This window comes from Mesorhizobium sp. M0030 (genome assembly GCF_040323695.1).
Classification (GTDB): Bacteria; Pseudomonadota; Alphaproteobacteria; order Rhizobiales; family Rhizobiaceae; genus Mesorhizobium.
In genome coordinates, this window is record NZ_JAMYVE010000003.1 from 335,531 (window position 1) to 349,184 (window position 13,654).

The following is a 13,654-nucleotide window of genomic DNA, read 5'->3' on the forward strand; positions in this document are numbered from 1 at the left end:
CGCGCTTACTGCGCGGCGTTGACCATGTCGGTCAGCATCGGCTCGGCGACCTCGACACCGGAGGCCTTGCGGCGCTCGTCGATGATCAGTTCGTCGCGCGAGGTGGCGATGCGCCGGATCTGGCTCATCGTGCCGCCGGTACCGGCCGGGATCAGCCGGCCGACGATGACGTTTTCCTTCAGGCCCTGCAGCATGTCGGTCTTGCCGGCAACCGCAGCTTCGGTCAGCACCCTGGTCGTCTCCTGGAAGGAGGCGGCCGAGATGAAGGACGGCGTCTGCAGCGAGGCCTTGGTTATGCCCAGCAGCACTGGCTGGCCTTCGGCCGGCTTCTTGCCGTCCTCGACCAGGCGCTCGTTGACCTCTTCCAGTTCGATCACGTCGACGTGGTCGCCCGGAATGTAGGTCGAGTCGCCCTGCACCGTGATCTCGACCTTCTGCAGCATCTGGCGAACGATCACCTCGATATGCTTGTCGTTGATCGACACGCCCTGCAGACGGTAGACTTCCTGGATTTCGTTCACGAGGTAGGAAGCAAGTGCTTCCACGCCCTTGATCGCCAGGATGTCGTGCGGCGCCGGATTGCCGTCGAGGATGTAGTCGCCCTTCTCGATGACGTCGCCGTCCTGGAGATGGAACGGCTTGCCCTTCGGGATCAGGTATTCGACCGGCTCAAGCGTCGAGTCATGCGGCTCGATGATGATGCGGCGCTTGTTCTTGTAGTCGCGGCCGAAGCGGATCGTGCCATCGATCTCGGCGATGATGGCGTGATCCTTCGGACGACGTGCCTCGAACAGTTCGGCAACACGCGGCAGACCACCGGTGATATCCTTGGTCTTGGCGCTTTCCATCGGGATACGCGCCAAAACGTCGCCGGGACGAACCTGCGAACCCGGCTCGACCGAAAGAATGGCCTCGACCGAGAGCAGGAAGCGGGCGTCGCCGCCCTTCGACAGCTTGCCGACCTTGCCCTTGGGGTCAAGGATCGCGATCGCCGGCTTGAGGTCGTTGCCGCGTGGCGTCGAGCGCCAGTCGATGACCTCGCGCTTGGTGATGCCGGTCGATTCGTCGGCCGTTTCCTGAACTGAAATGCCGTCGACCAGATCCTCGTACGACACCTTGCCCTCGATTTCGGTGAGGACGGGGCGGGTATAGGGATCCCATTCGGCGATACGCTGGCCGCGCTTCACCTTGTCGCCATCGTCCACGAAGATGCGCGAACCATAGGTAAGGCGATGCGAGGCACGCTCCTTGCCGGCTTCGTCGAGGATCAGCACCGCCATGTTGCGGCCCATGACCATCTGCTGGCCGTCCGAGTTGCGCACCACGTTGCGGTTGCGGATCTCGACCTTGCCCTCATACGAGGCTTCAAGGAACGAGCTGTCCACCACCTGCGCCGTACCGCCCATGTGGAAGGTACGCATGGTGAGCTGGGTCCCCGGCTCGCCGATTGACTGCGCCGCGATAACGCCGACGGCTTCGCCCTGGTTGACCGGGGTGCCGCGGGCAAGATCGCGTCCGTAGCAGACCGCACAGACGCCGATCCTGACCTCGCAGGTCAGTGCCGAGCGAATGCGGACCGACTGCACGCCGGCCTTTTCGATCTTTTCCACGTCACGTTCGTCCATCAGCGTTCCGGCCTTGACCAGAACCTCACCCGAAACCGGATGCGTGATGTCGTCGAGCGAGGTGCGGCCCAGCACGCGCTGGCCGACCGAAGCGACGACCTGACCGGCATCGACGATCGGCTGCATGGTGAGGCCCTTGTCGGTGCCGCAATCCACGGAGTTGACGATGCAGTCCTGCGCCACGTCGACCAGACGACGGGTGAGGTAGCCCGAGTTCGCCGTCTTCAAGGCGGTGTCGGCCAGACCCTTGCGGGCGCCGTGGGTCGAGTTGAAGTACTCGAGCACGGTCAGGCCTTCCTTGAAGTTCGAGATGATCGGCGTCTCGATGATTTCACCCGAGGGCTTTGCCATCAGGCCGCGCATGCCGGCGAGCTGACGCATCTGGGTGGGCGAACCACGCGCACCCGAATGCGACATCATGTAGATCGAGTTCATCGGCTTTTGACGGCCACTGTCCTCGAACTCGACGGCCTTGATGCGGGCCATCATCTCGTCGGCGACCTTTTCCGAGCACTTCGCCCAGGCGTCGACGACCTTGTTGTACTTCTCGCCCTGCGTGATCAGGCCGTCATTGTACTGCTGCTCGTATTCCTTGGCCAAAGCCTCGGTGTCGGAAACCAGCTTGATCTTGGCGTCCGGGATCAGCATGTCGTCCTTGCCGAACGAAATGCCGGCGCGGCAGGCGTGGCTGAAGCCGAGGGCCATGATGCGGTCGCAGAAAATGACCGTCTCCTTCTGACCGCAGTGGCGGTAGACGGTGTCGATCATCTTGGAGATGTTCTTCTTGGTCATCTCCTGGTTGGCCGTCTCGTAAGGCACATTGACGTTCTTCGGCAGCAGCTCGCCGATGATCATGCGGCCAGGCGTGGTGTCGTAGATTTTCGACACGACCTTGCCTTCGGCGTCGACCGTGCGGAAACGACCCTTGATCTTGGAGTGCAGCGTCACCGCCTTGGTCTCGAGCGCGTGCTGGAGTTCGCCCATGTCGGCAAACACCATGCCTTCGCCCGGCTCGTTCTGATTGACGATCGAGAGATAGTAGAGACCCAGGACCATGTCCTGCGAAGGCACGATGATCGGCGCGCCGGAAGCCGGGTGCAGGATGTTGTTGGTCGACATCATCAGCACGCGGGCTTCAAGCTGCGCTTCCAACGAGAGCGGCACGTGAACGGCCATCTGGTCGCCGTCGAAGTCGGCGTTGAAGGCCGTGCAGACCAGCGGATGCAGCTGGATCGCCTTGCCTTCGATCAGGATCGGCTCGAACGCCTGGATGCCGAGGCGGTGCAGCGTCGGTGCACGGTTCAAGAGCACCGGATGCTCGCGGATGACCTCGTCGAGGATATCCCAGACTTCCGGACGCTCCTTCTCGACCAGCTTCTTGGCCTGCTTGACGGTCGAGGAGAACCCCTTGGCGTCGAGGCGGGCGTAGATGAACGGCTTGAACAGTTCGAGCGCCATCTTCTTCGGCAGGCCGCACTGGTGCAGCTTGAGCTCCGGACCGGTGACGATGACCGAACGGCCCGAATAGTCGACGCGCTTGCCGAGCAGGTTCTGGCGGAACCGGCCCTGCTTGCCCTTCAACATGTCGGACAGCGACTTCAGCGGACGCTTGTTGGCGCCGGTGATGACGCGGCCGCGACGGCCGTTGTCGAACAGCGCATCGACGGCTTCCTGCAGCATGCGCTTTTCATTGCGCACGATGATGCCGGGGGCGCGCAGCTCGATCAGCCGCTTCAGACGGTTGTTGCGGTTGATGACGCGGCGATAGAGATCGTTCAGGTCGGACGTCGCGAAACGTCCACCATCCAGAGGAACCAGCGGGCGCAGGTCCGGCGGGATCACCGGAACCACCTTCATGATCATCCATTCCGGACGGTTGCCGGACTCCATGAAGTTCTCGACGACCTTGAGTCGCTTCAGATACTTCTTCTGCTTCAGCTCGGACGTGGTCGAAGCCAGTTCCGAACGCAGGTCGCCGGCGATCTTCTCCAGGTCCATGCCGGCCAGAAGGTCATGAATGGCCTCGGCGCCGATCATGGCGGTGAACGAATCCTCGCCATATTCGTCGACGGCGATCATGTACTCTTCCTCGCTGAGCAGTTGGTGCTCCTTCAGCGCGGTGAGGCCAGGCTCGGTGACGATGTAGTTCTCGAAGTAGAGGACGCGCTCGATGTCCTTCAGCGTCATGTCGAGCAGTGTGCCGATGCGCGACGGCAGCGACTTCAGGAACCAGATGTGAGCGACAGGTGCCGCCAGCTCGATGTGGCCCATGCGTTCGCGGCGAACGCGCGACAGCGTGACTTCGACGCCGCACTTTTCGCAGATGACGCCCTTGTACTTCATGCGCTTGTACTTGCCGCACAGGCATTCATAGTCCTTGATCGGGCCAAAAATGCGCGCGCAGAACAGACCGTCACGCTCCGGCTTGAAGGTGCGGTAGTTGATGGTCTCCGGCTTCTTGATCTCGCCGAACGACCAGGACAGAATCTTCTCAGGGCTGGCGAGCGATATCCGGATGGAATCGAACACCTGCGCCGGCGCCTGCGGATTGAAGAGATTCATGACCTCTTGGTTCATGCCGTTCTCCTTTTCGGGGTCCTCGAAAACCCCTTGCCTCTAACGCGGGCCAAATGCCCGCTGAGTGGTCGGCCCACTGGCCGTAGAATTTGTTGCATCCGGTCGCGGCGTTCCGCGACCGGATGTCTTGCTTACTCGGCCGCGCCCCTATTCGGCAGCATCTGGCAGCCGGACAGGGTTGTCGTCGAGCTTGGTGTTCTCCAGCTCGACATTGAGGCCGAGAGACCGCATTTCCTTGACGAGCACGTTGAAGCTCTCGGGAATGCCGGCCTCGAACGTGTCGTCGCCGCGCACGATCGCCTCGTAGACCTTGGTGCGGCCGGCGACATCGTCCGACTTCACCGTCAGCATTTCCTGCAGCGTGTAGGCGGCGCCATAGGCTTCCAGCGCCCAGACCTCCATTTCGCCGAAGCGCTGGCCACCGAACTGCGCCTTGCCGCCCAGCGGCTGCTGGGTAACGAGCGAGTACGGACCGATCGAACGCGCGTGGATCTTGTCGTCCACCAGGTGGTGAAGCTTGAGCATATAGATATAGCCCATCGTCACCTTGCGATCGAACGGCTCGCCTGTGCGTCCGTCATAGAGCTGCGACTGACCGCTGGTGTGCAGGCCCGCCTGCTCCAGCATGATGTTGATGTCGACTTCATGCGCGCCGTCGAACACCGGTGTCGCGATAGAGACGCCGCGGCGCATCTGCTCGCTGAGGCGAACGATGCTCTCGTCGTCATATTCGCGGACCGGCTCGTTGCGGTCGTTGGCTGGGATGAAGCTCTCGAGCGTCTTGCGCAACGGCTTGATGTCTCCAGCCGTCTTGTACGCGTCGATCAGCTCGCCGATCTTCTTGCCCATGCCCGCGCATGCCCAGCCCAGATGCGTTTCCAGGATCTGGCCGACATTCATGCGGCTCGGCACACCCAGCGGGTTGAGCACGATATCGGCATGCGTGCCGTCCTCGAGGAAAGGCATGTCCTCGACCGGAACGATCCGCGACACGACACCCTTGTTGCCGTGACGTCCGGCCATCTTGTCGCCCGGCTGCATCTTGCGCTTCACGGCCACGAAGACCTTGACCATCTTCATGACGCCCGGAGGCATTTCGTCGCCGCGCTGGACCTTCTCGACCTTGTCCATGAAGCGCTGCTCGAGCGCCTTCTTGGAATCGTCGTACTGGCCACGCAGGGCTTCCAGTTCGCTCTGGAGCTTTTCGTTCTCAACCGCAAACTGCCACCACTGCGAACGCGGATACTCGTCCAGCGTGTCCTTCGACAGCTTCGAGCCCTTCTTGAAGCCCTTCGGCCCGGCAATGGCTTCCTTGCCGACGAGAACGTCGGAAAGGCGCGAATAGACGTTGCGGTCGAGGATCGCCTGCTCGTCGTCGCGGTCCTTGGCGAGGCGTTCGATCTCCTCGCGTTCGATCGCCATGGCGCGCTCGTCCTTCTCGACGCCGTGGCGGTTGAAGACGCGCACTTCGACGACTGTGCCGAAGGTGCCCGGAGGCATGCGCATCGAGGTGTCGCGAACGTCGGACGCCTTTTCACCGAAGATGGCGCGCAGGAGCTTTTCTTCCGGCGTCATCGGGCTTTCGCCCTTCGGCGTGATCTTGCCGACCAGGATGTCGCCCGGCTGCACTTCCGCGCCGATATAGACGATGCCGGCTTCGTCGAGGTTCTTCAGCGCTTCTTCCGAAACGTTCGGAATGTCGCGCGTGATTTCCTCCGGTCCAAGCTTGGTGTCGCGGGCCATGACCTCGAATTCCTCGATGTGGATCGAGGTGAAGACGTCGTCGGCCACGATGCGCTCGGAGAGCAGGATCGAGTCCTCGTAGTTGTAGCCGTTCCACGGCATGAACGCGACCAGCACGTTGCGGCCGAGCGCCAGATCGCCGAGCTCGGTCGACGGACCGTCGGCGATGATGTCGCCCTTGTTGACGCGGTCGCCCATGCGCACCAGCGGACGCTGGTTGATGCAGGTGTTCTGGTTCGAACGCTGGAACTTCATCAGCCGGTAGATGTCGACGCCCGACTTGCCGGGATCGAGATCTTCCGTGGCGCGGATGACGATACGCGTCGCGTCCACCTGGTCGACGATGCCGCCGCGGCGGGCGCCGATGGCGGCACCCGAGTCACGGGCAACGATCGGCTCCATGCCGGTGCCTACGAACGGCGCTTCGGCGCGCACCAGCGGCACGGCCTGACGCTGCATGTTGGAGCCCATCAGCGCGCGGTTGGCGTCGTCGTTCTCGAGGAACGGGATCAGCGCCGCGGCCACGGACACCATCTGCTTGGGCGACACGTCCATGAGATCGACGTTTTCGCGCGGCGCCATCATCACTTCGCCGGCGCTGCGGCAAATGACGAATTCGTCGACGAAACCACCATTCTTGTCGAGCTCGGCATTGGCCTGCGCAACGTGGTGCTTGGACTCTTCCATAGCGGAGAGATAGACGACCTCATTGGTCAGCTTGCCATTGACGATCTTGCGGTACGGGCTTTCGATGAAGCCGTACTTGTTGACGCGCGCGAAGGTCGCCAGCGAGTTGATCAGACCGATGTTCGGGCCTTCCGGCGTCTCGATCGGGCAGATGCGGCCGTAATGCGTCGGGTGCACGTCGCGCACTTCGAAGCCGGCGCGCTCGCGGGTCAGACCGCCCGGGCCAAGTGCCGACAGGCGGCGCTTGTGGGTGATCTCCGACAGCGGGTTGGTCTGATCCATGAACTGCGACAGCTGCGAGGAACCGAAGAACTCGCGCACGGCGGCAGCCGCCGGCTTGGCGTTGATCAGGTCCTGCGGCATCACCGTATCGATCTCGATCGAGGACATACGTTCCTTGATCGCGCGCTCCATGCGCAGCAGGCCGACGCGGTATTGGTTCTCCATCAGCTCGCCGACAGAACGCACGCGGCGGTTGCCGAGATTGTCGATGTCGTCGATCTCGCCCTTGCCGTCGCGCAGCTCGACCAGCGTCTTGACCACGGCCAGGATGTCGTCCTTGCGCAGCACGCGCACGGTATCCTCAGCCTTGAGCTCGAGGCGCATGTTCATCTTGACGCGGCCGACGGCCGACAGGTCGTAGCGCTCCGAGTCGAAGAACAGCGAGTTGAACATGGCTTCGGCGGTTTCAAGCGTCGGCGGCTCGCCCGGGCGCATGACACGGTAGATGTCGAACAGTGCGTCCTGGCGGCTCTCGTTCTTGTCGACGTTGAGCGTATTGCGGATGTAGGCGCCGACATTGACGTGGTCGATGTCGAGAACCTTGATCTCGCTTTCGCCCGTGCCGAGCAGCACCTTCAGCGTCTTTTCATCGATCTCGTCGCCGGCTTCGAGGAAAATCTCGCCGGTGCCGTAGTTGACGATGTCCTCGGCCAGGTAATTGCCGAGCAGATCCTCGTCCGTCGCCTTGATCGCCTTCAGACCCTTTTCGCCAAGCGCCCTTGCTTGGCGGGCGGTGATCTTCTTGCCGGCCTCGACGACAACTTCGCCTGTGTCGGCATCGACGAGGTCGCCAACGGCCTTGAGGCCGCGGAAACGCTCGACGTTGAACGGGATGCGCCAGTGGTCGCCGGCGCGCTTGTAGGTGATCTTGTTGTAGAAGGTCGACAGGATCTCTTCGCCGTCCATGCCGAGCGCCATCAAGAGCGACGTCACCGGAATCTTGCGGCGGCGGTCGATGCGGGCATGCACGACGTCCTTGGAATCGAACTCGATGTCGAGCCACGAACCGCGATAGGGAATGACGCGCGCCGCAAACAAAAGCTTGCCCGAGGAGTGCGACTTGCCCTTGTCATGGTCGAAGAAGACGCCCGGCGAACGGTGCATCTGCGAGACGATGACGCGCTCCGTGCCATTGACGATGAAGGTGCCGTTGAGCGTCATGAGCGGCATGTCGCCCATATAGACGTCCTGCTCCTTGATGTCCTTGATCGACTTTGCGCCGGTATCCTCGTCGATATCGAACACGATGAGGCGCAGCGTCACCTTGAGTGGCGCGGCATAGGTCAGGTCGCGCTGACGGCATTCGTCAACGTCGAATTTCGGTCCTTCGAACTCGTACTTCACGAACTCCAGCATCGAGGAGCCGGAGAAATCGGAGATCGGGAAAACCGACTTGAAAACGGCCTGCAGTCCCTCGTCCGGACGCCCACCCTTGGGCTCCGCCACCATCAGGAACTGGTCATAGGATGCTTTTTGAACCTCGATCAGGTTCGGCATCTCCGCAACTTCCGGAATCTTTCCGAAGAACTTGCGTACGCGTCTGCGGCCATTGAAAGTCTGGGTCTGGGCCATCGTCGCTCCTTAGCTATAAACTCGGGGCGAGCCTCGCCGCGGCTCACCTTGCATGCGCGGCCACCTCGGCGGCGGCCCCTGATCTGTTTCCCGCCGCCTGGCGGCGACGGCTAAAACGGGAGAAAACCCGTTTCCTGAAGGCCGGTTTCGGCCCTCAGGAAAGAGGTTCTCGTACATCTCGCGCTACGCATCCTCCCCTCTGATGAAGGGAGTGGCGGACGGCGCGAGGCCGCCCGCCGCTTTTACGCTTACTTCAGGTCGACCTTGGCGCCGGCTGCTTCCAGCTGGGCCTTGAACTTCTCAGCGTCAGCCTTGGAAACGGCTTCCTTGACCGGCTTCGGAGCTGCTTCGACCAGATCCTTGGCTTCCTTGAGGCCCAGGCCGGTGATGGCGCGGACTTCCTTGATGACGTTGATCTTCTGAGCGCCTGCCTCGGTGAGGACGACGTCGAATTCCGTCTTTTCCTCAGCCGGAGCAGCAGCAGCGGCAGCGCCGCCGGCAGCGGCAACCGCCACCGGAGCAGCAGCCGAAACGCCCCACTTTTCTTCCAGAAGCTTCGACAACTCGGCCGCCTCGAGGACGGTCAGCTTCGAAAGGTCGTCTACGATCTTTGCCAGATCAGCCATTGTTGTATTCCTTCATCAGGTTCGAACGTGTGTTTGTGATAGCGAGGAACGGCCTCATGCCGCCTCGTCCTTCCGGGCGTAAGCGCCGATGACGCGCGCGACCGAAGCCGCTGGCGCATTGACGATCTGGGCGATCCGGGTTGCCGGCGTGGCGATCATGCCAACCAGCCTGGCGCGCAGCTCATCGAGCGACGGAAGTGTGGCGAGTGCCTTCACACCGTCGGCGTTGAGCGAGGTGGTGCCCATTGCGCCGCCGAGAATGACCAACTTGTCATTTCCCTTGGCGAAATCGGACGCGACCTTCGGCGCCGCAATCGGATCCTCCGAATAAGCGATCAGCGTCTGTCCCTTGAACAGGTCGATGATCGATGCGGAGTCCGTGCCCTGAAGAGCGATTTTGGCGAGACGGTTCTTCGCGACTTTGACGGTGCCACCGGCAGCGCGCATTTTCGACCGAAGGTCGTTCATTTGCGCGACGGTGATACCGGCGTAGTGGGCCACGACGACTGAACCAGCGCCTGCAAAAGCACCATTCAGGCCCGTGACGAGTTCGCGTTTTTCCGCTCTGTCCACTGCCTATCTCCAGTTGACCCCTGCCCCGCTAGTGGGACAGGCGTCGGGTTGCCTTTTTGCCGGCCGGGCCATCCATTACAGATCTCCCGAACGACGCTCGAGGATCCTGCCCCCTTTCGCCACATCGACGGCAAGCCGGAGATGCGCAGACAAAAGGCAAACACGGTTCGAACCTTTCATTGGAGCTTGTCGCTCCGTTGTCCGGTTTTCACCCGTCTCATGCAGGCCCAATTCAATTAAGGCTTCTGGGCCGCCTGCAATCTCGGACAGGATGTCCGGAAGCCTCTCGACTTCCGGTACCGGGCCGCCGACAAGTCGGAGGCCCGGAATTCACTTGCGGATCAGCGCCTTGGCAGCCGATCCAGATGTTCGTATCAAGACGCTGCGAGCGTCGAGACGTCGAGCTTGAGGCCCGGGCCCATCGTCGAGGTGACCGACACTTTCTTGACGTAGTTGCCCTTGGCGCCAGCCGGCTTTGCCTTGGTCACGGCATCGGCGAAGGCGCGGACGTTTTCTTCCAGCGCCTTGACGTCGAACGAGACCTTGCCGACGCCGGCATGAACGATGCCGGCCTTCTCGACGCGGAACTCGACAGCGCCGCCCTTCGATGCCTTGACGGCGGCGGCGACGTCGGTGGTGACGGTGCCGACCTTCGGGTTCGGCATCATGCCGCGCGGGCCCAGCACCTTGCCCAGACGGCCGACCAGCGGCATCATGTCCGGCGTGGCGATGCAGCGATCGAAGTCGATCGTGCCCTTCTGGACGATGTCGACCAGATCCTCGGCACCGACGATGTCGGCGCCGGCGGCGCGAGCCTCATCGGCCTTGCCGCCACGTGCGAACACGGCGACGCGGACAGAGCGGCCGGTGCCGTTCGGCAGGTTGACCACGCCGCGGACCATCTGGTCGGCATGGCGCGGGTCGACGCCGAGGTTCATCGCAACTTCGATGGTCTCGTCGAACTTCACCGTCGAACGGTCCTTGAGCAGCTTCAGCGCCTCACCAAGGGCATAGGCCTTGTTGGGGTCGATGCCGTCGCGGGACTTCGATACACGCTTTGCAATCTTTGCCATGATCTCAGCCCACCACTTCCAGACCCATCGAGCGGGCGGAGCCCTCGACCATGCGCATGGCCGCCTCGACGTCGTTTGCGTTCAGATCCTTCATCTTCTGTTCGGCGATGGCGCGCACCTTGTCGCGACCGATCGTGCCGGCCTTGATCTTGCCCGGCTCTTTCGAACCCGAAGTCAAGTTCGCCGCCTTTTTCAGGAAGTAGCTCACCGGCGGCGTCTTCATGACGAAGGTGAAGGACTTGTCCTGGTAATAGGTGATGACGACCGGGATCGGCGATCCCTTTTCCATTTCCTGGGTCTGCGCGTTGAACGCCTTGCAGAATTCCATGATGTTGATGCCGCGCTGACCAAGTGCCGGGCCGATCGGCGGAGACGGCGTAGCCGATCCCGCTTTGACCTGGAGCTTGAGCTGGCCTGCAATTTTCTTAGCCATCTCTTTCCTGCCTTTATCTCATGCCGGCCCCAGTATCGGGAACACCGGCGGTTGCAGTCTGGTGGTGCGGTCCGCGCGGCCGGCTAAAGCCGCATTCGCCTCCCACCCGTTCATGGCCGCGCGCTTTCCGCGCCGCCTCCCCTTGCCGGCGAACCGGCGCAGGGTTTTCGGATCAGCCCTTTTCGACCTGTCCGAATTCCAGATCGACCGGCACGGCGCGCCCGAAGATCGAAACTTCCACCTTGAGCCGCGCCCGCTCCTCGTCCACTTCCTGGACGAAACCGTTGAACGAGGCGAACGGACCATCCGAAACGCGGATCGCCTCGCCGATCTCGAAAGTGACCGAAGGCTTCGGCCGCTCGACGCCTTCCTGAACCTGGTTCAGGATGCGCTGCGCCTCGGCTTCGGTGATCGGCACCGGCTTGGAGTCACCGAGGAAGCCGGTGACCTTCGGCGTGTTCTTGACCAGCGAGAACACCGCATCGGTCAGATTGGCCTTGAGCAACACATAGCCCGGAAAGAACTTGCGCTCGGCATCGACCTTGCGGCCGCGGCGGATCTCGACGACCTTCTCGGTCGGCACCACGATCTGTTCGATATCGGCGGACAGGCCCTTCTGCTTGGCCTTGTTCTCAATGTCCTCAGCGACCTTCTTTTCGAAGTTCGAATAGGCGTGGACGATGTACCAGCGCGCGGTCATTTCAAGACTTCTCCGTAATCGCCGGACTTAATGGCCGAGGCTCAGTAACCGCTCGATCGCGTAGCCCATGGCCACGTCGGCGGTGAAGAAAAAGATCATCGCGATGACCGCGAATACGAGCACCATCACCGTCGAGATCATCGTCTCCCGGCGCGACGGCCAAGTCACCTTGGCGGTTTCCGCGCGAACCTGCTGGAGAAAGACGAAAGGATTTGTGGTTTTCGAAGCCATATGCCGCTCTGTCTTCAAGACCCGTTGGCCGGGTCTCCTGGATGATCCCGCTGGCCGGGACGTGCCGCCTGGGTTCAAGTCGGCGCCGAATCAGCGCCATTTCGCCCATGCAAATCGGACGCGTAAAGCCGGCTTCCCAGCTCCACGCGTCGCGTGTCTGTTGTGTCTACATAAAACCGATTCTTGATCCACGCAAGTGGCAAGTGTCCGCTTTATGACCAAACGCCGCCTCGGAACCATCCAGTCGTCCCGTCCCGGCTATCGGGGCCTTATGCCTCAGTTCGCCCAAATATGGCAAGCCACCTGCCCTTTTTCAATGCCGGACCCCAATTCCAGGAGGTGGATCCGGAAATCAGGCACGCGATTACAAGTTCGAGGAAATGGCGTTGCGGACGAACCTGCGACCTGCTGTTTTGGAAACCAAATGAAGCGCACGCAAGATTGGAATCCAGCTGCCCATGCCGAGGCAGCTGGATCAACCCAGGGTTAGTTAGGCACAGGCGAGTTCGACCCCGGCCACTGCGCCCATTCCGCATGGTGGGCGTGGGCGCGGCGCGATCACTGCCGGGCACGGGGGCGGGTCGTCGTCATCGTCGGGGCCGAAAGAACGGCCCCGCCGCCGCCAAGCCTTGAGAACGCTGCGGCGCGAGGAGGGTCGCCAAGGCAGCACCCGGCCTGAAGTCTCTTTCCCCAGCGTGGGTTTCTCATCCAGAGCCTTCAACGCACTCAGAATCTGGTCGACAGGGATTACCGTGCCGTTGTCCAGGCGGCGCAAGGCAGGCTGGTTTTCCACCGCGCAGGCATCGGACGCCCACGAGGAAAGCAGTGCCCGCTTTTCTCCACTGCTGAGGCGTGGATGGTTGATGACGTTGTCTGGATTGTCGAGCAAGCACAAAGAAGTTTCAATTTTGCCCGAGCGTGCCGCAGAAAGTGTCGGTGTCTCGTAGAAGTTGTCCATCTCCATTCTCCGCAATCTGGGCCTCCCGGCCGAAGCCGGGAGGCGGACCGCAGGGATAACTGAATCGATACGATCAGGCCGCTTTGCGGGTGCGTTCCGTATCCTGGGCGATCTGCTTGCCCACCTGGGCGTCGCCGGCCCCGATGCTAATGCGGCGAGGCTTCAGCTCTTCGGGAATCTCACGGACGATGTCGATGGTCAGGAGACCGTTCTCAAGGTTTGCTGCCTTGATCTTCATGTGGTCGGCAAGCTTGAACGTCTGCCTGAAACTGCGGTAGGCGATGCCCTGGTGCAGCAGCTGGCGTCCGCTCTGGTCATCAGCCTTCTGGCCTGCCACGACCAGTTCGGGTCCATGCTGGGTCAGCTCAACCTCATCCTGGCTGAAGCCCGCGATGGCCATCGAGATACGGTAATCGTTCTCGTCGACCTTCTCGATGTTATAGGGCGGCCAGTCTGGACGCGTGCCGCTGTCGAGCATGTCAAAAAGCCGGTCGAAACCGACGGTGGTCCGATAGAGGGTATCAAAGGTTCTCATAGCCACATCCTCCTTGAAGCAACATGGGTATAAGGGCGC

At 61.9% G+C, this 13,654-nt stretch carries 10 protein-coding genes; all 10 read right to left on the minus strand.

Annotated features, from left to right (window positions below; genetic code table 11):
* Positions 1 to 5 precede the first annotated feature (5 nt).
* Positions 6 to 4,202 (minus strand): DNA-directed RNA polymerase subunit beta', encoded by a 4,197-nt coding sequence (gene rpoC / locus NKJ80_RS09240; RefSeq protein ID WP_023667434.1) that lies wholly within the window; start codon positions 4,200 to 4,202, stop codon positions 6 to 8.
* Positions 4,203 to 4,349: 147 nt separating this feature from the next.
* A complete protein-coding gene (gene rpoB, locus NKJ80_RS09245) occupies positions 4,350 to 8,486 on the minus strand; it encodes a DNA-directed RNA polymerase subunit beta (RefSeq protein WP_023686024.1) in 4,137 nt (1,378 codons plus the stop codon).
* 248 nt (positions 8,487 to 8,734) lie between these two features.
* Positions 8,735 to 9,112: a 50S ribosomal protein L7/L12 gene (rplL, locus tag NKJ80_RS09250; RefSeq protein ID WP_023667436.1), complete on the minus strand. Its 378-nt coding sequence runs from the start codon at positions 9,110 to 9,112 to the stop codon at positions 8,735 to 8,737.
* 54 nt (positions 9,113 to 9,166) lie between these two features.
* Complete coding sequence (gene rplJ / locus NKJ80_RS09255) at positions 9,167 to 9,685, minus strand: 50S ribosomal protein L10 (RefSeq protein ID WP_023667437.1); 519 nt, start codon at positions 9,683 to 9,685, stop codon at positions 9,167 to 9,169.
* Positions 9,686 to 10,059: 374 nt separating this feature from the next.
* Positions 10,060 to 10,758 carry a 50S ribosomal protein L1 gene (gene rplA / locus NKJ80_RS09260; protein WP_023667438.1) on the minus strand — a complete coding sequence of 233 codons (699 nt, stop codon included), beginning with the start codon at positions 10,756 to 10,758 and terminating at the stop codon, positions 10,060 to 10,062.
* A gap of 4 nt (positions 10,759 to 10,762) precedes the next feature.
* Positions 10,763 to 11,191: a 50S ribosomal protein L11 gene (rplK, locus tag NKJ80_RS09265; protein WP_006333334.1), complete on the minus strand. Its 429-nt coding sequence runs from the start codon at positions 11,189 to 11,191 to the stop codon at positions 10,763 to 10,765.
* A gap of 172 nt (positions 11,192 to 11,363) precedes the next feature.
* Entirely contained in the window at positions 11,364 to 11,891 is a 528-nt protein-coding gene (gene nusG / locus NKJ80_RS09270) for a transcription termination/antitermination protein NusG (protein ID WP_006333333.1), read from the minus strand.
* A gap of 27 nt (positions 11,892 to 11,918) precedes the next feature.
* Entirely contained in the window at positions 11,919 to 12,122 is a 204-nt protein-coding gene (gene secE, locus NKJ80_RS09275; RefSeq protein ID WP_023667439.1) for a preprotein translocase subunit SecE, read from the minus strand.
* A 490-nt stretch (positions 12,123 to 12,612) separates the two neighbouring features.
* Complete coding sequence (locus NKJ80_RS09280) at positions 12,613 to 13,080, minus strand: hypothetical protein (RefSeq protein WP_352497461.1); 468 nt, start codon at positions 13,078 to 13,080, stop codon at positions 12,613 to 12,615.
* Positions 13,081 to 13,153: 73 nt separating this feature from the next.
* A complete protein-coding gene (locus tag NKJ80_RS09285) occupies positions 13,154 to 13,615 on the minus strand; it encodes an Hsp20 family protein (protein WP_352497508.1) in 462 nt (153 codons plus the stop codon).
* Positions 13,616 to 13,654 lie beyond the last annotated feature (39 nt).